Annotated in this window: 16 protein-coding genes; 1 reads left to right on the top strand and 15 read right to left on the bottom strand. The window is 65.2% G+C overall.

Annotation, left to right across the window (positions count from 1 at the left end; all coding sequences use genetic code 11):
- Window positions 1-14 precede the first annotated feature (14 nt).
- Entirely contained in the window at window positions 15-1,274 is a 1,260-nt protein-coding gene (gene rho / locus ACZ415_RS07465; RefSeq protein ID WP_344705063.1) for a transcription termination factor Rho, read from the bottom strand.
- Window positions 1,275-1,931: 657 nt separating this feature from the next.
- Between rho and ACZ415_RS07460 the strand changes: the two genes are divergently transcribed.
- Window positions 1,932-2,924, top strand: coding sequence for a Ppx/GppA phosphatase family protein (locus ACZ415_RS07460; protein WP_344705064.1), 993 nt, complete (start codon window positions 1,932-1,934; stop codon window positions 2,922-2,924).
- On the opposite strand, the gene tilS is transcribed toward ACZ415_RS07460, so the two are convergent.
- The 14 genes from tilS to uppS all read right to left on the bottom strand — a co-directional run bounded on the left by tilS (window position 2,897) and on the right by uppS (window position 20,207).
- Complete coding sequence (gene tilS / locus ACZ415_RS07455) at window positions 2,897-4,234, bottom strand: tRNA lysidine(34) synthetase TilS (RefSeq protein WP_344705065.1); 1,338 nt, start codon at window positions 4,232-4,234, stop codon at window positions 2,897-2,899. The two genes, ACZ415_RS07460 and tilS, sit on opposite strands and share 28 nt — an antisense overlap.
- Entirely contained in the window at window positions 4,215-5,171 is a 957-nt protein-coding gene (locus tag ACZ415_RS07450) for an acetyl-CoA carboxylase carboxyltransferase subunit alpha (protein WP_344705066.1), read from the bottom strand. The genes tilS and ACZ415_RS07450 overlap by 20 nt, the downstream gene beginning before the upstream one ends.
- Before the next feature lie 128 nt (window positions 5,172-5,299).
- The gene (gene dnaE / locus ACZ415_RS07445) at window positions 5,300-8,800 is read right to left on the bottom strand and encodes a DNA polymerase III subunit alpha (RefSeq protein WP_344705067.1); all 3,501 of its coding nucleotides are present in this window, start codon (window positions 8,798-8,800) and stop codon (window positions 5,300-5,302) included.
- A gap of 57 nt (window positions 8,801-8,857) precedes the next feature.
- The gene (rnhB, locus tag ACZ415_RS07440; protein ID WP_344705068.1) at window positions 8,858-9,463 is read right to left on the bottom strand and encodes a ribonuclease HII; all 606 of its coding nucleotides are present in this window, start codon (window positions 9,461-9,463) and stop codon (window positions 8,858-8,860) included.
- Window positions 9,456-10,646: a lipid-A-disaccharide synthase gene (gene lpxB, locus ACZ415_RS07435; protein WP_344705069.1), complete on the bottom strand. Its 1,191-nt coding sequence runs from the start codon at window positions 10,644-10,646 to the stop codon at window positions 9,456-9,458. Before lpxB ends, rnhB begins: the two co-directional genes overlap by 8 nt.
- A 39-nt stretch (window positions 10,647-10,685) precedes the next feature.
- A complete protein-coding gene (gene lpxA / locus ACZ415_RS07430; protein ID WP_344705070.1) occupies window positions 10,686-11,453 on the bottom strand; it encodes an acyl-ACP--UDP-N-acetylglucosamine O-acyltransferase in 768 nt (255 codons plus the stop codon).
- A complete protein-coding gene (fabZ, locus tag ACZ415_RS07425; protein ID WP_344705071.1) occupies window positions 11,450-11,893 on the bottom strand; it encodes a 3-hydroxyacyl-ACP dehydratase FabZ in 444 nt (147 codons plus the stop codon). Before fabZ ends, lpxA begins: the two co-directional genes overlap by 4 nt.
- A gap of 142 nt (window positions 11,894-12,035) precedes the next feature.
- Window positions 12,036-13,067, bottom strand: a complete 1,032-nt coding sequence (gene lpxD / locus ACZ415_RS07420) for a UDP-3-O-(3-hydroxymyristoyl)glucosamine N-acyltransferase (RefSeq protein ID WP_344705072.1) — start codon at window positions 13,065-13,067, stop codon at window positions 12,036-12,038.
- A 47-nt stretch (window positions 13,068-13,114) separates the two neighbouring features.
- Window positions 13,115-13,612, bottom strand: coding sequence for an OmpH/Skp family outer membrane protein (locus ACZ415_RS07415; RefSeq protein WP_344705073.1), 498 nt, complete (start codon window positions 13,610-13,612; stop codon window positions 13,115-13,117).
- Window positions 13,613-13,666: 54 nt separating this feature from the next.
- On the bottom strand, window positions 13,667-16,015 hold the full coding sequence (gene bamA / locus ACZ415_RS07410; RefSeq protein ID WP_425552770.1) for an outer membrane protein assembly factor BamA: 2,349 nt from the start codon (window positions 16,013-16,015) through the stop codon (window positions 13,667-13,669).
- Between the two features lie 98 nt (window positions 16,016-16,113).
- Complete coding sequence (rseP, locus tag ACZ415_RS07405) at window positions 16,114-17,472, bottom strand: RIP metalloprotease RseP (protein WP_344705075.1); 1,359 nt, start codon at window positions 17,470-17,472, stop codon at window positions 16,114-16,116.
- Window positions 17,473-17,504: 32 nt separating this feature from the next.
- Window positions 17,505-18,710: a 1-deoxy-D-xylulose-5-phosphate reductoisomerase gene (gene ispC / locus ACZ415_RS07400; protein WP_344705076.1), complete on the bottom strand. Its 1,206-nt coding sequence runs from the start codon at window positions 18,708-18,710 to the stop codon at window positions 17,505-17,507.
- Entirely contained in the window at window positions 18,707-19,519 is an 813-nt protein-coding gene (locus tag ACZ415_RS07395) for a phosphatidate cytidylyltransferase (protein WP_344705077.1), read from the bottom strand. Before ACZ415_RS07395 ends, ispC begins: the two co-directional genes overlap by 4 nt.
- Window positions 19,512-20,207, bottom strand: a complete 696-nt coding sequence (gene uppS / locus ACZ415_RS07390; RefSeq protein ID WP_464387780.1) for a polyprenyl diphosphate synthase — start codon at window positions 20,205-20,207, stop codon at window positions 19,512-19,514. The genes ACZ415_RS07395 and uppS overlap by 8 nt, the downstream gene beginning before the upstream one ends.
- Between the last annotated feature and the right edge of the window lie 33 nt (window positions 20,208-20,240).

Here is a 20,240-nt window from a genome sequence, read left to right as displayed (position 1 = left end):
TGGCAGTTAGCGCCCTAGCGGCGCTTCATGGCCTCGAAGAACTCCAGGTTGGTCTTGGTGTCCTTGAGACGATCGATGAGAAACTCGGTAGCGCCGATATCATCCATCGGATGCAGCAGCTTGCGCAAAATCCACATGCGCTGCATTTCGTCTTCCGAGGCGATCAGGTCCTCCCGGCGCGTGCCGCTGCGGCGAATGTTGAACGCGGGGAAAACGCGCTTTTCGGCCAGCTTGCGGTCCAGATGGGCTTCCATGTTGCCGGTACCCTTGAACTCTTCGAAGATGACCTCGTCCATTTTCGAGCCGGTATCGACAAGCGCGGTGGCAAGAATGGTCAGGCTGCCGCCCTCTTCGATGTTGCGCGCGGCCCCGAAAAAGCGCTTGGGCTTTTCCAGCGCGTGGGCGTCCACGCCGCCGGTGAGCACCTTGCCCGAGCTTGGCACCACGGTGTTGTAGGCCCGGGCCAGGCGGGTGATGGAGTCGAGCAAAATCACCACGTCCTTTTTGTGCTCGACCAGGCGCTTGGCCTTTTCGATCACCATTTCGGCGACCTGCACATGGCGCGCCGGCGGCTCGTCAAAGGTCGAGGCCACCACTTCGCCGCGCACGGTGCGCGACATCTCGGTGACCTCTTCCGGGCGCTCGTCGATGAGCAAAACGATCAGGTGGCACTCGGGGTTGTTGCGCGTAATCGAGGTGGCGATGTTTTGCAGCATCAGCGTCTTGCCCGCCTTGGGCGGCGACACCAAAAGCCCCCGCTGGCCCTTGCCGATGGGGGCGGTGAGATCGAGGATTCGCGCGGTCAGGTCCTCTTTCGAGCCGTTGCCCATTTCCATGCGCATGCGCTCGTCGGGAAACAGCGGCGTAAGATTCTCAAAGAGAATCTTGTGCTTGGCGTTTTCCGGCCGATCAAAGTTGATCTGGCTGACCTTGAGCAGGGCAAAGTAGCGCTCGCCGTCCTTGGGCGGGCGGATCTTGCCGGCGATGGAGTCGCCCTTGCGCAGGTTGAAGCGTCGAATCTGCGACGGCGAGACGTAGATATCGTCCGGGCCGGCCAGATACGAGCTGTCGGCGCTGCGCAGAAAGCCGAAACCGTCTTGGAGAATTTCCAGCACACCGTCGCCGTAGATGTCCTCGCCGCTTTTGGCGTGCTTTTTGAGGATGGCGAAAATGATGTCCTGTTTGCGCGAGCGTGCCAGATTGTCGATGCCCATCTGACGGGCGATATCGAGCAGCTCGGGAACGGATTTTTGCTTGAGTTCGGTAAGATTCATCGGTGTGTTAGAACGTTGCTCATGAAAGCGAGGCGCCGGGCGCCGCAGAGAAGAAAGGAGGCGTGGCAGTGATGCGCCGTATGATGCGTTCAGATCCCGACAGGACACGCGCTCGATATGCAAAAAGCCTGACTGACCCGAACGCATCGGATTCAGCTCAACCATTCACTCCTGATTTCCAGGCCGGCGCTGGGCGGGCCGGACTCACGGGCTATCTGACGACTTGGACAGCTGGCCGGCTTTACCCTTGTGCAGCACCGCTGCTGCGCCGATCCGCCGTGAATCTGCGTTGAAAGGCGTAAACGTCAAGCGCCCTAGCGCTTTAAAAACGAGAAAACGCCCGGCTCGGCGTCAATGGGGTTGGGTAAAGCCTGAAATGATTGACGTAACGCCTGCTGCGCTGATGCCGGTATGCAAGAGACTGGCCGGAACTCATGGGGCTGGTCGCACGGGATAATCCGTTGCCGGACATCTCTGGCGCTTTGGCCCTGTTGCCATGAGCAACCGCCGGTGGCCTGCGCTACCGGGCTGTGCGTTATTTCTACTCAAACCAGTAGGCGGATGGTAGTCAAGCCCTGCGGCAAACGCAAGCCTTGGCCAATTGACAATCCGGCGGGGGCCACGCAACCTTGCCCGGACCCACCGGAAGGACAGCCCATGCCCAAGGATACGCCTCTTGCCACCGCTGCCGGCCGCACCGAATCGCTTTGCCAGCCGCGCGCCGGCCGGCACATTGCCGCCATCGACCTTGGCTCCAACAGTTTTCACCTGCTGATCGCCCGTGTTAACGGCGCCCGGCCGCGCATCGTCACCCGGCGCGGGGTCAAGGTGCAGCTGGCCGCCGGGCTGGATGCCAACGGCAACCTTGACGATGCCGCCCAGAAGCGCGGCCTTGCATGCCTTGAACAGTTTGCCGCCATGCTGGAGCGCGCCGCCTGCTCGCAGCTGCGCATCGTCGGCACCAGCGCGCTGCGCGAGGCCGGCAACCGCCATGTCTTTCTCGAGCGTGCCGCCGCGCTGCTGGGCGATTCTGTAGAGGTGATCAGCGGGCGCGAAGAGGCGCGGCTGATCTATCTTGGCGCCGGCCACGCGCGCCCGTGCCGCGGGCGGCGCCTGCTGGTGGATATCGGCGGCGGCTCAAGCGAATGCGTGATCGGCCACGCCATGACCCCGCAGCTGCTGGAAAGCCTGCCTATGGGCTGTGTGACCTTTTCCCGGCGCTTTTTCCCCGACGGCGCGCTGAGCAAGGCGGCCATGGCCGCCGCCGAACAGGCCGCGCTTGAACGGCTTGCAACCGTCCAGGCGCGCTATTGCCGTGCCGGCTGGGACGAGGCCGTCGGCACCAGCGGCACGCTCAAGGCGGTGGCGCGCGTGATGCACGCGTACGGCGACAGCCGCGAAAAAGGCCTGATCACCCGTCCCGGGCTTGAGCGGCTGCGCGCCCGGGTGCTGCGCTCTTCTCGGATCGATACGCTGGCGCTCAGAGGGCTCAAGGCCAACCGCGCGAGTATTTTTCCCGCCGGCGTTGCCCTGGTCAGCGCGATCTTCACCGCCTTTGACCTGCAGCGGCTGCGCTTTGTCGACGGCGCCCTGCGCGAGGGCCTGCTGTTGGACATGCTCCATCAGCACCGCGGGCCGTGCGATCGCTGAGCACCGGCGGTAAAATGCCAGCCAGCGGCCTGATACAGGCGCCTATTGGGCGCGCTGAGCGCAGCCACGCAGGTATCACCCGCCCACAGCACGATCACCGCCTGCCGCTCCCAGGGCGGCAGGCCGGCCTCGGCCAGCAGCCGTTTCAGGTCGCGCCGGCCGCGCCCGGCCAGCTCAATAACCTCGCCGCCGCGGCGCCAGCAAGCGGTTAGCGGCCGTGTCGCTTGTGCCGGCGCTGCCACCAGGGCGACATCCAGATCCCCCAGCGGCGTAGCAAGCGGCGCACGGCCGTCCCAGCTTGTGCGCCAGCTCGGCGCTTTTGCCCTGTGCGCTTCAGCCAAAAGATACAGCCGGCCGCGCCACAGCCGCGCACAGGCGCCGGGCCAGGCAACGTACACCTGCGCGTCCGGCGCCGCGCACAGCTGCGCCAGCAGCGTTTCCAGCCGGCGCCTGGGCGGCGTGGCAAGCCCCCGCCGGCGGCAGAAAGTACGCACCAGCAGCCGCTGGCGGGGCCTGTCTCGCGCGGCAAGTGCGGCGGCGTCAAGCTGCTCGTCGCCGATCTGCAGCGCGGCGAGCTCTTCGGCGGCGTAGGCTTCCAGCAGCGCGTCGGCGTCCTGCATATGCTCGGCGGCGGCAACAAGCGAGCGCTCGGCGTGGGGCCAGCGCGCCTTTAAAACGGGTAGAACCCGGTGGCGCAGGTAGTTGCGCTCAAAACGGGTATCGGCGTTGGTTGGGTCATCGCACCAGTCGAGCCGGCCTTCATCTGCCAGCGCCTGCGCCGCCGCGGCAAGCTCTGCCTGTGGGGTACCAAGCCAGGGGCGGGCCAGGGTCACTCCGCGGTATTGGCGCTGAGCGGGCATGGCCGCCAGCCCGCGCACGCCGCTGCCGCGCAGCGCGGCCAGCAGCCAGGTTTCGGCCTGATCGTCGCGGTGCTGGGCAAGCCACAGCGTATCGCCGGCCGGCACCTGTTCGGCAAAGGCGGCGTAGCGGGCCTGGCGGGCTGCACCTTCCACGCCCTTGCCGCAGGCGTTGACCTGTGCGTACACCACCGTCAAGGGCACGCCAAGCCGCCGGCAAAGGGCGCGGCAGTGGCGCTCGAAATCGTCAGCGGCGGCCTGCAGGCCGTGATGGACGTGCAGCGCATGCAGCGCAGTGCTCCCCGCGCGGCAGACCTCGGCGGCAAGGGTCAGCAAAAGCGTCGAATCCATGCCGCCGGAAAGCGCTACCCAAACGCCACGCCCCGGCGAAACCTCCGCCAGGGCGCGTTCAAGCAAAGCTTGCGGAGAGCGCTTATGCGGCGGGCGCGCCATAGCTCATCAAGCGTGCGTAGCGGCGCTCCAGCAGCGTGTCCGTGTCCAGCGCCTCCAGCCGCTCCAAGCTCTGCTCCAGGGCGTTTTTTACGCGCTCGGCGGTTTGTTCGTGATAGCAGTGGGCGCCGCCCAGCGGCTCTTCAATCAGCGTGTCGACAAAGCCCAGCTCCTTGAGGCGCGTGGCGGTAATGCCCATGGCCTGAGCGGCGTCGGAAGCCTTTTCCGCGCTCTTCCACAGAATCGAGGCGCAGCCTTCCGGCGAGATCACCGCGTACGTGGAGTGCTCCAGCATGGCCAGCTCATCGCACACGCCGATGGCCAGCGCCCCGCCGGAGCCGCCCTCGCCCACCACGGTGGATACGATCGGGGTTTTCAGCCGCGACATGACCGCCAGATTGTGGGCAATGGCCTCGGACTGGCCGCGCTCTTCGGCGTCGATGCCCGGATAGGCGCCGGGGGTGTCGATAAAAGTCAGCACCGGCATCTTGAAGCGCTCGGCCATTTCCATCAGCCGGCAGGCCTTGCGATAGCCTTCCGGGCGCGGCATGCCGAAGTTGCGCCGCACCTTCTCCTTGACGTCGCGGCCTTTCTGGTGGCCGATGACCATGACCGGCCGGTCGTTGAGCCGCGCCACCCCGCCGACCAGTGCGGCGTCGTCGGCAAAACGGCGATCGCCGTGGAGCTCGTCGAAATCGGTGAAGACGTGCTCCAGATAGTCCAGCAGGTACGGGCGCTTGGGGTGGCGCGACAGCTGGGAGACCTGCCAGGGGGTGAGATCCTTGAAGATAGACTCGGTCAGCTTGCGCCGCTTGGCCTCCAGGCGTTCGATTTCATCGGCCAGATTGACCTGGCTGTCGGAGCTGACCAGCCGCAGCTCTTCTATTTTTGCCTGCAGCTCGGCAATCGGCTGTTCAAAATCGAGGTAGTTGGGATTCATGGACGTCGCCTGTAAAAAACCTGTAGAAAAAGCCAGAGAAAAAGCAAACCGTATCGATCGAGCGTTTCAGCTCGGCATTATCGCAGCTTGAATCAACCACGCAAGACAGCCGGCCTGCCGGCGCCGGCTCAGTCGTAGCGCAGCTTGACGCCCACTTGGCCCTCAACGTCGCCAAGCGCCAGCAGCAGTTCATCGTTGGGGGCTACGCGCCAGCTGTCATCCAGGGCCAGCCAGGCCGTGGCGTCCGGGTGGCGATACTGCAAACGCACCGGCAGCCCGCCGGTATCGCGGTACGGCGTCAGACTATCACGCAGGCTGTCCACCAGACGACCGTTGACCCGGCTGGCATCCAGTGCCAGATCCACGGATTTGCCGAAACGCACCCGCGCCGCCGTCATCGGCGTAACGTCCTTGCCGCGCAGCTTGACCCCGCCGGAGTAGTCGTCGGTGGCCACCTCGCCTTCGACGATGATGACCTGATCGGTTTCGATCTGGCCGCGCACAGCGTCGTACAGCTCGCCGAACAGGGAAGCCTCAACGCGCCCGGTGCGGTCGTCCAGGGTAATAAAGGCCACGGTGTCGCCGCGCTTGGATTTCATGGTGCGCATACCCACCACCAGCCCGGCCACGCGCTGGGGCTCCCGGGACGGGGTAAGATCGCGAATGCGAGTGGCGACAAAGCGCGCCAGTTCGCGCTCGTATTCGTCGATGGGGTGGCCGGTGAGATAAAGCCCCAGCGTGTCTTTCTCGCCGGCGAGCCGCTGGCGATCGCGCCACGCACGCACGCCGCGATAGTCGGCGTAGACGTCCAGGTCTGCCGCCGGGGCGAAGGCCTCGCCGAACATATCCACCATGCCTGCGCTCTGATTGGTGTGATTCTGGGCGGCGGCCTTGAGGGCATCTTCCGTGGCGGCGGCCAGCACCGCCCGATGCGGCCCCAGGTTATCCAGCGCGCCGGCGCGGATCAGCGCCTCCAGGGTGCGCTTGTTGATACGCTTGGGATCAAGCCGGCGGCAGAAATCGAACAGGTCGCTGAAAGCGCCGCCCTTTTCTCGGGCCTCGACAATGGCGCCGATGGGGCCTTCGCCTACCCCGCGAATCGCGCCCAGGCCGTACACTACGCGGCCGTCTTCATCCACGCTGAACTTGTAGGTGCCGACGTTGACGTCCGGCGGCGTCACCGTAAGCCCCAGGTGGCGGCACTCTTCGATCAGCGGTACGACTTTATCAAGGTTGTCCATTTCGGTGGACATCACCGCCGCCATGAACGGCCCCGGGTAGTGCGCCTTGAGCCACGCCGTCTGGTAGGACACCAGCGCGTAGGCCGCCGAGTGCGACTTGTTAAAGCCGTAGCCGGCGAATTTCTCCACCAGATCAAAGATGTTGCCGGCCAGGTCTTTGTCGATGCCGTTTGCCGCGCAGCCTTCCATGAAGCCGGCGCGCTGCTTGGCCATCTCTTCGGGCTTTTTCTTGCCCATGGCCCGGCGCAGCATGTCGGCCTGGCCCAGCGTGTAGCCGGCCAGCACCTGGGCGATCTGCATCACCTGTTCCTGATACAGGATGATGCCGTAGGTCGGCGCGAGCACGGGTTTCAACAGCTCGTGCTGGTAGTCCGGGTGGGGGTAGGACACCTCGGCGCGGCCGTGCTTGCGGTTGATAAAGTCGTCCACCATGCCCGACTGCAAAGGCCCCGGGCGGAACAGCGCCACCAGCGCGATCATGTCGTCCAGCGAGTCCGGCTGCAGGCGCTTGATCAGCTCTTTCATGCCCCGGGATTCAAGCTGGAACACCGCGGTGGTTTCGGCCTTTTTGAGCATCTCGAAGGTGGGCTTGTCGTCCAGCGGGATGGCGTCGATGTCCAGCGCCGCCTGGCCGTTTACGGCGCGCACCTTGTCGACCATTTCCAGCGCCCAGTCGATGATGGTCAGGGTGCGCAGGCCGAGAAAGTCGAACTTCACCAGGCCCGCGTCTTCGATGTCGTTTTTGTCGAACTGCACCATCAGCCCGGAGCCGTCTTCGTCGCACAGAAGCGGCGAAAAGTCGGTGAGCTTGGTCGGTGCGATCACCACCCCGCCGGCGTGCTTGCCGGTACCCCGGGTGATGCCCTCGAGCTTGAGCGCCATCTCCCAGATTTCTTCGGCCTCGTCGTCGGCCTCGATGAATTCCTTGAGCGCGGGCTCGGCCTCGATGGCCTTGGCAAGGGTCATGCCCACGTCAAAGGGAATCAGCTTGGAGAGCTTGTCGCCCAGCGAATACGGCTTGCCCTGGGCCCGGGCCACGTCGCGCACCACGGCCTTGGCCGCCATGGTGCCGAAGGTGACGATTTGCGACACCGCATCGCGCCCGTAGCGCTCGGCGACGTAGTCGATCACCCGGTCGCGCTTTTCCATGCAGAAGTCGACGTCAAAGTCGGGCATGGAGACACGCTCGGGGTTCAAGAAACGCTCGAACAGCAGATCGTACTTGAGCGGGTCAAGGTCGGTGATCTTCTGGGCGTAGGCCACCAGTGAGCCGGCGCCGGAGCCGCGCCCCGGCCCTACCGGCACGTCGTTGTCCTTGGCCCACTGGATAAAGTCCATCACGATCAGAAAATAGCCGGGAAAGCCCATCTGCAGGATGATATCCAGCTCGAAATCCAGCCGCTCGCGGTAGCGCGCGTCGATCTCGCGCCAGGCGTCGCTGTCGCGCGGATGCTCGGCCGGCGGGTAGAGGAAATCCAGCCGCTCGGTGAGCCCGTCGTGGGAGACCTTGCGGAAATACTCGTCCTGAGTCATGCCCTCGGGAATGGCGAATTCGGGCAGAAAAATCTCGCCCAGGCGCACGTCAACGCTGCAGCGCCTGGCAATCATCACGCTGTTTTCCAGCGCCTGGGGAATATCGGCAAAAAGCTCCGCCATTTCTTCCGGCGTCTTGAGGTACTGCTCTTCGCTGTAGCGCTGCTCCCGGCGCGGATCGGCAAGCGCCTTGCCCTCGCCGATGGCCACCCGGGTTTCGTGGGCCCAGAAGTCGTCGCGGTCGATAAAGCGCACGTCGTTGGTGGCCACCACCGGCGCGCCCGTGGCAAGCGCCAGCTCAACGCTTGCGTGCACGCAGTCTTCCTCCAGCGCCCGGCCGGTGCGGGTCAGCTCCAGATAGAAGCGCCCGGGAAACGCCGCCTGCCACTGCTCCAGCTGTTTGCGGGCGTCGCGCTCGTGGCCGGCCAGCAGGTGGCGGCCAACGTCGCCTTCGCGGCCGCCGGACAGCGCAATCAGCCCGCCGCTTTGCTCAAGCACCCAGCTTTTTTGCACCAGCGCCCGGCCCTGGTGTTGGCCTTCGACCCAGCCCCGGGAAATCAGCTTGGTTAAGTTGCGATAGCCCGTTTCGTTCATCGCCAAAAGCGTCAGGCGATACGGGTGGGCCTCGTCGTGGGGGTTGGCCAGCCACAGATCCGCGCCGATGATGGGCTTGAGCCCGGCCCCCTGGGCGGCGGTATAAAACTTGACCAGCCCGAACAGGTTGGCCTCGTCGGTAAGCGCTACCGCCGGCACATCGCGCTCGGCGGTAGCGCTTACCAGCGATTTCAGCTTGACCAGACCGTCCACCAGAGAAAACTCGCTGTGAACGCGCAGATGAACAAAGGGCACTGTCATGGGAGTCTCGCTAAAACGCAGAAAATGAAAATCGCCGGCAACCGTCCAACGCCCTGCCTAAAGCAGCGCCAGCTGCCGGGCCACCGGGGCAAAGCTGCGCCGATGCTCGGGGAGCGGGCCGAGCCGTTCAAGGGCCGCCAGGTGGACCTTTGTCGGGTAGCCCTTGTGCCGGGCAAAGCCGTACTCGGGGTGGCGGGCGTCAAGCGCGATCATCTGGGCGTCCCGGGCCACCTTGGCGAGTATCGAGGCGGCGGCAATGGCGTCGTGGCGGGCATCGCCCTGGACCACGGCCTGGCCCGGCAGCGTGTGCCCCGGCAGGCGGTTACCGTCCACCAGCAGATATTCCGCTGCGGGCGCCAGCGCGTCGATGGCCCGGCGCATGGCCAGGTGGGTGGCGTGATAGATATTCAGCGCATCGACCTCAGCGGCGCTGGCCTCCGCCACGGCAAAGGCCAGCGCGCGCTCGCGGATCAGCGCGTCCAGCGCCTCCCGCCGGCGCGGGGTGAGCTTCTTGGAATCCGTGAGTCCTTCAATCGGCCGGGTCGGATCGAGCATCACCGCGGCGGCCACCACGCTGCCCGCAAGCGGCCCGCGGCCCACTTCGTCGACGCCGGCCAGCCGTTCGCCGTGATAGTTCACCGTCAGCGGGGGTAACTCAGCCATGGCTGGCCTCCTCAATGCCGCGCCCTGCGGCGAGCGCTTCGATGGCGTCCGCCGCACGGGCGCTGGCGCCGCGCTGGAGCCCTTCGTGCATGCGGGCAAAGCGCGCTTCCAGAGCGGCGCGCGCGCCGGCGTCGGCAAGCATCGCCCCCAGCGCGTCAGCGATGGCCTCGGGCGTGGCGGCGTGCTGAATCAGCTCCGGCACCAGCGTTTCCCGGGCGATGAGATTGGGCAGCGAGATCCACGGCGTCTTGACCAGCCGCTTGGCCAGCCAGTGGGTGGCCGGGGCCATTTTATACGCCACCAGCATGGCCCGGTGGCAGAGCATGGCTTCCAGCGCGGCGGTGCCCGAGGTCAGCAGTACCGCATCAGCGGCCACCATAGCCTCCCGGGACTGCCCGTCAATCAGCGTGATCCGGCCCCGGGCCGGCGAAGACGCCGGCAGCGTTTCCAGCAGGCTTTCCAGCTCGTCGCGCCTTGCCGGCGTGGCCGCGGGCATCACGACTGTGAGCGTGGCAAAGCGCCGGCAGAGAAGCGCGACGGCGGCAAGAAAGGTCGCGCCCATAAAGCGGATTTCGCTGGCGCGCGAGCCCGGCAGCACGGCAAGCGTCAGCGCCTCGGGGGCAAGCGCAAGCGCTCGGCGGGCGGCGGCGCGGTTGTTTTCCAGCGGCATTTCATCGGCCAGCGGATGGCCGACAAAGGCCACCGGCACCCGATGTTCGCGGTGCTTGCGGTAAAAATCAGCCTCGAACGGCAGCAGCGTAAGCATGGCATCCACCGCGCGGGCAATGCCCTTGACCCGCCCTTGGCGCCAGGCCCACACCGAGGGGCTGACGTAGTGGGCGGTGGTAATGCCGGCCTCGCGCAGGCGCCGCTCAAGCCCCAGATTGAAGTCCGGGGCGTCGATGCCCAGCATCACATCGGGCGTAAAGGCCAGCGCATCGTTGACCAGCGCCCGGCGCACGCGCAGCAGTTCGGGCAGGTGCTTGACCACCTCGACCAGCCCCATCACCGATAGCGTCTCCAGCGCAAAGCAGCCGTGCATGCCCTCGGCCAGCATGCGCGGCCCGCCGATGCCGCGAAATTCGACGCCCGGATGGCGGCGTTTAAGCTCGCGCATCAGCCCTGCGCCGAGAATATCGCCGGAAAGCTCCCCGGCCACGATGTAAACTCGCCGAAGCGCCATCACAGGCCTCGCTGGAAAGATCGGTTCGTTCAAGGCGCCCTAGCGGACAATGCCCCGGGTGGAGCGCTCGATGGAGGCGGCAAAGCGCTCCACGGCGTCGAGGGTGTAGCGCTGGCGCATGGTGACAAGCGCCTGTTCCACGGTCAGCCCCTGGCGGTAGACCAGCTTGTAGGCGTCAGACAGGCCCTTGAGCGCTTCGCGCTCGAAACCGCGACGCTTGAGCCCCACGGCGTTCAGCCCGTGGGCCTGGGCGGGGCTGCCGTTGATCATGATAAAGGCCGGCGTGTCTTTGGTGATGATCGAGCCGCCGCCGGCCATGGCGTGTTCGCCGAAGTGGCAGAACTGGTGCACCGCGGAAAGCCCGCCGATGATGGCAAAATCGCCCAGCGTCACATGGCCGGCAAGGGTTACCTGGTTGGCCAGCACACAGTCGTTGCCGATCACGCAGTCATGGCCCACGTGGACGTAGGCCATAAACAGATTGCGCGAGCCGATGGTGGTTTCGCCGCGATCCTGCACCGTGCCCCGGTGCAGGGTTACGCCTTCGCGGATGACGTTGTCGTCGCCGAGCACCAGCCGGGTGGGTTCGCCGGCGTATTTCTTGTCCTGGCAGTCTTCACCGACCGAGGCAAACTGAAAAATACGCGTGCGCGCCCCGAGCGTCGTCGGCCCCTTGATCACCACGTGGGGGCCAACAACAGAGCCCGCGCCGATGGTGACGTTGGGGCCGATCACGCAGAACGGACCGACCTCAACGTCTTCGGCAAGGCGCGCCGAGGCGTCAACCAGAGCAGTTGGATGAATCAAGCCACCTTCCTCTCGGCGCAGGTGATCTCGGCTTCACAGGCGACTTCGCCGTCTACGGTCGCCTGGCAGGCAAACTTCCAGATGCCACGCTTGCCGCGGATCACGTTGGCTTCCAGCACCAGCTTGTCACCGGGCATGACCGGGCGCTTGAAACGCACTTTGTCGCTTGCTACCAGGTAATACACGTAGCCGTCGGCGGGGCGCTTTTTCACCGTCTTGAAGCCGAGAATGCCGCAGGCCTGAGCCAGCGCTTCAATGACCAGCACGCCGGGCATGATCGGGTGGTGCGGAAAGTGCCCGTTGAAAAACGGCTCGTTGATGCTGACGTTTTTGTACGCCACGATGGTTTCGCCTTCCACCAGCTGCGTTACCCGATCCACCAGCAAAAACGGGTAGCGGTGGGGCAAGTATTCGCGAATTTCGTTGACATCCATAACCATCGAAGCGACCTCTGTATGACAAGCCATCCGGCGCATGATGCGGATAGCCCCAGCGCTCTGGCCGGTAAAAAAAAGCAGTGGATTATACCGCGCTGCCCGCGGGCCTCAAGCGCGCCACCGTACAAATTATGCCGGCCGTCGCTTAGTCGCGGTGTTTTTCCAGCCGCGACAGTCGCTTGGCCATGTCGTCCAGCTGCTTGAAACGCACGGCACTTTTGCGCCACTGGTGATTGGCCATGGCCCCGGTGCCCGAAGAGTATACCCCGGGCTCGTGGATGGAGTTGGTCACCAGGCTCATCCCCGTTACCTGAACCCCGTCGCACAGGGTGAGATGGCCCGAAAGGCCCACCCCGCCGCCGAGCATGCAGTGCTTGCCCACCCGGGTAGAGCCGGCAATGCCCACGCAGCCGGCCAGCGCGCTGTGATCGCCAATCTGTACGTTGTGCGCAATCTGGACCTGGCTGTCGATTTTGACGTCGCGGCCGATCCGCGTATCGCCAAGCGCCCCGCGATCAATGCTTGAACAGCTGCCGACTTCCACGTCGTCACCCAGCACCACGCCGCCGAGCTGGGCGATCTTGTGCCAGCCGGCGCCGTCGTGGGCAAAGCCGAAGCCGTCGCCGCCGATCACGCAGCCGCTTTGCAAAATAACCCGCTTGCCCACCACAACGCCGTGACCGACCGTGACGTTGGCGTGCAGGCGGGTATCATCGCCAAGCTCGCTGTCGGCGCCGACCACGCTCCCCGGCCCGACCACCACGCGCTTGCCCAGCACCGCACCGGGCTCAATCACGGCGTTGGCCGCCACGCACACGCCCTCGCCCAGCCGCGCGCTGTCGGCGACCGTCGCGGCCGGATGAATGCCCGGGCGGTCCCGGGCCGGCACGGGGTCAAACAGCTGGGAAAGCAGCGCATAGCCCAGATAGGGATTGTCCAGCTCCAGGCGCGCCGCCGGGCAGCTCTCGCCGTGGTCGGGATGTAGCAGCACCGCCCCGGCGCGCGTGGCCGCCAGGTCCTTGAGATAGGCGCGGTTGGCGAGAAACGCGATCTGGTCGGGGCCGGCGTCTTTGAGTGTGGCCAGGCCGCGCACGGCGGTCTGGCCGTTGCCGACCAGCGTCGCGTCGAGATGGCGGGCAATGTCGGCAAGGGTCAAAAAGTGAGAAGCATGCGTCATAAGCGCCCAGAGATGCTAGCGGTACGGCGATCCCATACCGGATGAAGTTAATTCAGTGCGTTGAATTCCTGCGTAACCTCGTCGGTGAGGTTGGGCAGGTCCATGGATGAGTGCAGCACGCCCTGAGGCTCGACTAAAACGTCAATGCCGTGGCGCTCGATGACGCGATCAACGGCCTTTTCCAGCGTCGGCTCGGCCCGCTCAAGAAACTGCTGCTCCGAGCGCTGCTGGGCCGTCAGCACCTCGCGGCGCAGAGTCTCAAAGCGGCTGCCCTTCTGCTGCAGCTCGCCGATCAGCTCTTGGCGCTGGGCATCCGAGAGCACATCGCCTTCGCTTTGCAGGCGCTGCTGGAGGCGCTTAAGCTCGCCGCCCAGCTGCTTGGCCTGGCGCTGCTGCGTGCCCACTTCGTTTTGCAGCCGGCTCAGGGAAGACTGGGCGGAATCGGTATTCATCAGCGCCGCACGCCAGTCCAGCACGGCCACCTGGGCTGCGTACACAGGCGCTGTCACGATCAACAACGCCGCCACCGCTATCCGTTTGCGCATGCTTGTGTCTCCTCGTTGGTACGGCCCGGGTCAGGGCAGCCAGGGCCGGGTCCGCTAGAACGACTGCCCCAGAGAGAACTGGAAAAACTCGGTGTCATCGTCGCTCTCGTCGTTGAGCGGCCGCGCCACGCTGAAGGTCAAAGGGCCTACCGGCGTCAGCCAGGAAAGCCCGATCCCCGCGCTGTAGCGCAGCTCCCCCAGGTCCACGCCGGAGCTGCAGTTCTGCCGCGCGGCATCGTCATCGAGCACGTCGTAGCAGGACGTCAAAAAGGTATTGCCGCCGTCCACAAACAGCGAAGACTGCATGGAATCCTGGTCTTCGACAAACGGCATGGGAAACAGCACCTCAGCGCTGCCTTCCACCAGCACGTTGCCGCCCAGGGTGCGGTCGCGCCCGCCTTCGCGCTTGGGCGTGGTGCGCTGGCCCAGCGTGTTGGAAGTAAAGCCGCGCACCGAGCCAAGCCCGCCGGCGTAGAAGTTTTCGTAAAAGGGAAACGGGTCGCTGCCGCCGAAGGTATCGGCGTAGCCCAGATTGCCGGAGAACTTCAGCGACCATAGATCATCGTCGTCCAGGGCAAACAGCTGCTGCGCCCGGGCGCGCAGCTTGAAGTAGCTGGTATCGCTGCCGGGCGCGGCGGTTTCCACCGACAGCCGCTGGTAGCTGCCGTCGGTGGGCATGATGCCGCGGTTGAGGTTGTTGCGCGTCCAGCTGCCCGTAAGCTTCACCGCCTTGGCGCTGTCGCCTTCGTCATCGACGTAGCGCTCGATTTCCGAGGCGGTGTCGTAGTAGGTCTTGACCTTGAGATCTTCAGCGCTGGCGCCGAAGTTCAGCCGGGAAAGCTCGCTGATGGGGTAGCCGAAACTGATGCCCGCGCCGTAGGAGTCGGTGGAGTAGGTGGAGATATCCGAATCTTCATAGTCGGTTTCCCGATAGAAGACGTTATACCCCCGGGACACGCCGTTGAGGGTCCAGTAGGGGTCGGTGAAGCCGAAGTTCACGCTGGTGAAGGTGTCACTGCGCTGGGCGCCGAGGTTGACGCGGTTGCCCGTGCCCAGAAAGTTTTTCTGCGAAAGCGAAGCGCCGTAGATGACCCCGGCGCTCTGGGAAAAGCCGATGCTGGCCGATACCGATCCCGACGGCTGCTCTTCCACTTCATAGGTCACGTCAAGCTTGTTGGGTTCGCCGGGAACGCGCCGGGTATTCACTTCGACCTGCTTAAAAAAGCCAAGGCGGTTGAGGCGCTGACGCGACTGGGTAATATCGTCGGTAGAGGCCGGCGCGCCTTCCATCTGAATCATTTCCCGGCGCAGCACTTCGTCCTGGGTGGTGGTATTGCCCTCGAACTCGATGCGCCGCACGTAGGTGCGCTCGCCGGGGTCGACGTTGAGCACCAGATCCACCGTGCTGTCGGCCTTCATCGTCGGGACGGCGTTCACCTCGGCAAAGGCAAAGCCTTTAGCGCCCAGCCTTTTGCGCAGCGCCTCGGTGGAGGCGTTGAGCTTGCTGCGCGAGAACTGCTGGCCGCGATCCACCGCCAGCAGCGACCGGGCTTCGCTTTCATCGAGTATCAGCCTGCCGGTAAAGCCAATATCACCAATGCGATACTGCTCGCCCTCGTGTACGTTCAGGGTAATGTAGATATCGGTTTTTTCCGGCCCGATAGAGACCTGCGTTGAGGCCACTTCAAAGTTGGCATAGCCGCGGTCCAGATAGTAGGTGCGCAGCCGTTCGATGTCGCCGGCCAGCGCCTGGCGAGAATATTCATCGCTTGAAAACCAGCCGAAAAACATGCCCGGCCTATCCTCAAGCTCGAACAGATCGCGCAGGGTGTCGTCGTCAAAGGCGCGGTTACCCACGATGTTAATCTGGCGGATGCGTGCCACGTCGCCTTCGTTGATGTCGATATTGACCTTCACGCGGCCGTTGTCGATGGTTTCCACGCCGGCATCGATGCGCGCGCTGTAGCGCCCCTGGGACTGATACACGCTTTCCAGCTCGCGCTGGATTTCTTCCAGGGTGGAAAGCGCCAGCACCTGCCCCTCTGACAGACCGGCCTCGCGCAGCCCCTCGCGCAGGTCCTTTTCCGCGATCTGATCGTTGCCGCTGATGTTCAACTGCGCGATGGTGGGCCGCTCGACGACCTGGATCACCAGCACGCTGCCTTCCCGGGCCAGGGAGACATCGTCAAACAAACCGGTTGCAAACAGCTCCCGGGCGGCGGCGGCCAGCTCACGTTCGCTGACGGTATCGCTTGCGGTTACCGGAAAAGCATTAAAGACCGAGGCGGCGGAGACCCGCTTGAGTCCTTCTACACGAATGTCAGAAACGTCAAAGGGCTGTGCCTGGGCGCTGCCGGCTGCCGCCAGCAGAAATGCCGCCATTCCTAGGGTCTTTATTTTCATGCAGTCAGTTCGCTCGCGTTGGTCTGCCCACCGAATAGACAGGCACCTTATACATTTGTGCGGGCAGATGACAAGGCACGCTGCCACGGCACACGTTGTTACCACAGGCGCATCAGATCAAAGTACAGCGCCATCAGCATCAGCGTTCCCACCATCGCCAGGCCGATACGCAGCCCCAGGGCCTGGGTTTTGTCGGAGACCGGACGCCCACGCACCAGCTCAACGACGTAATACAGCAGATGACCGCCGTCGAGCACCGGAATCGGCAGCAGGTTGAGCACCCCCAAACTGATGGAAAGATACGCCAGAAAGCCGACGAAGGCGTCCAGCCCGGCGCGCGCCGAATCGCCGGAAATCCGGGCGATGGTGATCGGCCCGGACAGGTTGGACGGCGAGATCAGCCCGGTCAGCATCTTGCCGATGGAATCCAGGGTTAACAGCGTCATTTCGCCGGTGCGCGACACCGCCTTGCCTACCGCTTCAACCGCGCCAAAGCGCACTTCGCGGCGCATCTCGTCGGGCCACTGGGCAGCGGCCACGCCGGCCCCGATATAGCCGATCTGCGTGTCATCCGAAAGCGTCTGGCGGCTCGGTGTGAGGGTCGTTTCCCGGCTGTCACCGTCGCGCTTGAAACGCAGCGTCAGCGCCTCGCCGGGGCGCTGGCGGACGCGCTGGACCAGGCCCATCCAGTCGCTTATCCGCTCACCGTTGACCGCAACAATACGATCCCCGGGCTTGAGCCCGGCACGCGCTGCCGCCTCACCGTCCACCACCTGGCCCAGCACCGGGGGAAACGCCGGCTGCCAGGGCGTAATACCCAGGGTCTTGAGCGGCCGCGGGGGGTCCTGGCGCACCAGATAGTCCTCTACCGGCAGCGTGTAGCGCCGAGCAGCGCTTGCGCCTTCCGGGCGCGCCTGTAGCGCCAGCGCGCCGTCGTGGCCAATCAGCCCCACCAGCGCCAGGTTGACGTCTTCCCAGGAGCGCACGGGCTCGCCCTGGATACCGGTCAGCTCGTCGCCCTGGCGCAGCCCGGCTTCAAAAGCCGGCGACGCCGGCGCCACCGCGCCGACCTTGGGCACCACCACGCTGGTGCCGGCCACAAACAGCGCCCAGTAGGCCACAATCGCCAGCAGAAAGTTGGCCGCCGGCCCCGCTGCCACAACGGCGATGCGCTGCCAGACGCTTTTGCGGTTAAAGGCGCGGTGCTGCTCTTCCGGGGCCACCGGCGCTTCACGCTCGTCGAGCATTTTGACATAGCCGCCCAGCGGAATGGCGGCCACGGCAAACTCGGTGCCGTGGCGGTCTACCCGGGACCACAGCGGTTTGCCAAAGCCCACGCTAAAGCGCAGCACCTTGACCCCGCAGCGGCGCGCCACCCAGAAGTGGCCGAACTCGTGGAAGGTCACCAAAAGGCCCAGCACCACGATCACCGCTAGAATATTCTGTACCAGACCCATTGGCTGTTTCTCCTGCGCGCCGGATGCGCGGGTTAGGCGCGCATCTCAGCGTAGTGTGCCAGCCGCCGAACAGCGGCGTCGCGTGCGCGCCGGTCGGCGTCAATAATTGCCTCAAGGCGCTTGGCACCGCCCGGCGGCTGGCCTTCCAGCACGTCTTCCACCACTCGGGCAATGGATGCAAACCCCAGGCGACGATCAAGAAAGGCATCAACGGCCACTTCGTTGGCGGCGTTGAGCACGGCGGGAGCGGTGCCGCCGGCCAGCATGGCCTCCCGGGCCAGGCGCAGACAGGGAAAGCGCGCCTCGTCGGGCGGCTCGAAATCCAGCCGGGCGACCTGAAACAGATCCAGCGTGGCCACTCCCGCATCAATACGCTCCGGCCAGGCCAGGCCGTAGGCAATGGGCGTGCGCATGTCGGGATTACCCATCTGAGCGATCACCGAGCCGTCGTCGTAGGCCGCCATGGAATGCACCACGCTTTGCGGGTGAACCACGACCTGCACCTGGCTTGGGTGGGCATCGAACAGCCAGCAGGCCTCGATCAGCTCAAGGCCTTTGTTCATCAAAGTGGCGCTGTCGACGGAAATCTTGCGCCCCATGGACCAGTTGGGATGGGCGCAGGCCTGCTCGGGGGTAACCCGTTCAAGGGCCTCGGCGTTGAGATGGCGAAACGGCCCGCCCGAGGCGGTCAGCAGCAGCTGTGATACGCCGTGGCGAGAAAGGCCGCCGCGATGCTCGGCGGGTAGACACTGATAGATGGCATTGTGTTCCGAATCAATGGGCAGCAGTGTCGCCCCGGACGCGGCGATGGCGTCCATAAACAGCGCCCCGCTCATCACCAGCGCCTCTTTGTTGGCCAACAGCACGCGCTTGCCGGCCCGCGCCGCGGCCAGCGCAGGCAACAGCCCGGCGCCGCCGACAATAGCCGCCATAACGGTATCGGCGGCGCTATCGCGGGCCACATCACACAGCGCCTCGGCGCCGGCCGCCACGCGGGTGGCTATGCCTGCCGCGGCAAGCTCGCGGCGCAGCCAGGCCGCGTCGGCCTCACCGTCAAGCACCGCCACCGCCGGGCGGTGCTCAATACACTGGGCCAGCAGCGCCTTTTTTGACGTGTGCGCCGTCAGCGCATACACCGAGTAGCGCTCTGGGTGGCGGGCGATCACGTCCAGGGTATTTTTGCCGATGGAGCCTGTGGCCCCCAGCACGGTAATTCGGCGAACGGCGGCGTCCATCATAGGGCCAGCACCTGCAGGTAGAAAAGCGCGAACACCGGCACCGCCGCGGTCAGGCTGTCAATGCGATCCAGCACGCCGCCGTGGCCGGGCAGCAGGTTGCTGGAATCCTTGATCCCACAGTGGCGCTTGAGCATGCTTTCCAGAAGATCCCCCAGCACCGATACCAGGGTCACCCCGGCGGTGGCCGCCAGCAGCAAGGCAGCCGCCGCCGCGCCCAGCGACTGCCAGGCCGCGAAAACCAGCGCCAGCAGCGCTGTGGCAACCATGCCGCCCATTACTCCTTCCCACGACTTGCCCGGGCTGACCGCCGGGGCAAGCTTGCGCCGGCCAAAGGCGCGTCCGGTAAAGTAGGCGCCGATATCCGCCGCCCACGTCAGCAGCAGCACAAACAGCAGCCACACGCCGCCCGGCTCGCTGGCGCGCAGCACGTTAAAGCCGACCCAGCACGGCACCAGCACACAAAAGCCCATGACAAGCCGCCGACTCGTTGTCTGCCACTGGGTCACGGCGGCCGGATAGCGCGATACCCAATACAGGTTCAGCGCCCAGCCCAGCGCCCCCAGCACCAGCGGCCAGCTGGCCCGGGCCGCACCGCCGAACCACAGCGCCAGCAGCACACCGGCCAGGCCGGCCAGCGTAAGCCCGCGTCCCAGCGACGTTGTGACACCGGCCAGATGGGCCCACTCTCGGCCGGCCAGCAGCACAATGGCGCCGGCAAACAGCGCAAAGGCGCCGCCGTCAAGCCCGAACAGCCCGGCCAGCGCCAGCGGCGCCAGCCAGGCGGCGGTAAGTATGCGCTGTTTAAGCACCCTGGACCTCTGTTTGCTCGTCGTTCATGCCGAAGCGACGCTTGCGCCCGGCGAAATCGTCAAGGGCGGCGTCCAGCGCATCAGCGCCGAAGTCCGGCCATAACAGCGGAGAAAAATGCAGCTCGGCGTAGGCCAGCTGCCACAGCATAAAGTTCGAAAGCCGCTGCTCGCCGCTGGTGCGCACGCACAGGTCAACCGGCGGCACGCCGGAATGCGCCATGGCCTGATCGAGCCGGTCAGCATCAATGTCGGCGGCGTCAAGCGTGCCGGCCGCTACCTGCTCGGCCAGCTGCCGCGCTGCACAGGCGATATCCCACTTGCCGCCGTAGTTGGCGGCAATCACCAAATGCATGCCGGCATTGTTTCGGGTCAGCGCTTCGGCGCGCGCGATACGCTGCTGAATGGCATGGGAAAAGCCCTGCCGATCCCCCAGGATGGACAGGCGGATTCCGCGTTCGTGGAGCTTTTTGACTTCGCGCTTGAGCGCCATCAGAAAAAGCTCCATCAGCGCGTTGACCTCGCTTGCCGGTCGCCTCCAGTTTTCACTGGAAAAGGCAAACAGGCTAAGCGTGCCCACGCCGCGTTCACCGGCGCGCTGGATCACCGCGCGTACCGACTCGACGCCGGCCCGATGGCCGCGCACGCCGGAAAGGCCGCGCCTTTTCGCCCAGCGGTTGTTGCCGTCCATGATAACGGCTACGTGGGCGGGCAGCGCCGGCGT

Source organism: Halomonas cibimaris, from assembly GCF_055379665.1.
The sequence above is the reverse complement of the archived record's forward strand: the minus strand, read 5'-3'. Positions and strand labels throughout refer to the sequence as shown.

Excerpts from the sequence above, each read along its gene's own strand:
- tilS (WP_344705065.1), bottom strand. The coding sequence starts at position 4,234 with ATGGCGCGCCCGCCGCATAAGCGCTCTCCGCAAGCTTTGCTTGAACGC.
- ACZ415_RS07450 (WP_344705066.1), bottom strand. The coding sequence starts at position 5,171 with ATGAATCCCAACTACCTCGATTTTGAACAGCCGATTGCCGAGCTGCAG.
- fabZ (WP_344705071.1), bottom strand. The coding sequence starts at position 11,893 with ATGGTTATGGATGTCAACGAAATTCGCGAATACTTGCCCCACCGCTAC.
- rseP (WP_344705075.1), bottom strand. The coding sequence starts at position 17,472 with ATGGGTCTGGTACAGAATATTCTAGCGGTGATCGTGGTGCTGGGCCTT.
- lpxD (WP_344705072.1), bottom strand. The coding sequence starts at position 13,067 with ATGACGCATGCTTCTCACTTTTTGACCCTTGCCGACATTGCCCGCCAT.
- ispC (WP_344705076.1), bottom strand. The coding sequence starts at position 18,710 with ATGATGGACGCCGCCGTTCGCCGAATTACCGTGCTGGGGGCCACAGGC.
- rho (WP_344705063.1), bottom strand. The coding sequence starts at position 1,274 with ATGAATCTTACCGAACTCAAGCAAAAATCCGTTCCCGAGCTGCTCGAT.
- lpxB (WP_344705069.1), bottom strand. The coding sequence starts at position 10,646 with ATGGCGCTTCGGCGAGTTTACATCGTGGCCGGGGAGCTTTCCGGCGAT.
- ACZ415_RS07415 (WP_344705073.1), bottom strand. The coding sequence starts at position 13,612 with ATGCGCAAACGGATAGCGGTGGCGGCGTTGTTGATCGTGACAGCGCCT.
- uppS (WP_464387780.1), bottom strand. The coding sequence starts at position 20,207 with ATGGACGGCAACAACCGCTGGGCGAAAAGGCGCGGCCTTTCCGGCGTG.
- dnaE (WP_344705067.1), bottom strand. The coding sequence starts at position 8,800 with ATGACAGTGCCCTTTGTTCATCTGCGCGTTCACAGCGAGTTTTCTCTG.
- ACZ415_RS07460 (WP_344705064.1), top strand. The coding sequence starts at position 1,932 with ATGCCCAAGGATACGCCTCTTGCCACCGCTGCCGGCCGCACCGAATCG.
- bamA (WP_425552770.1), bottom strand. The coding sequence starts at position 16,015 with ATGAAAATAAAGACCCTAGGAATGGCGGCATTTCTGCTGGCGGCAGCC.
- rnhB (WP_344705068.1), bottom strand. The coding sequence starts at position 9,463 with ATGGCTGAGTTACCCCCGCTGACGGTGAACTATCACGGCGAACGGCTG.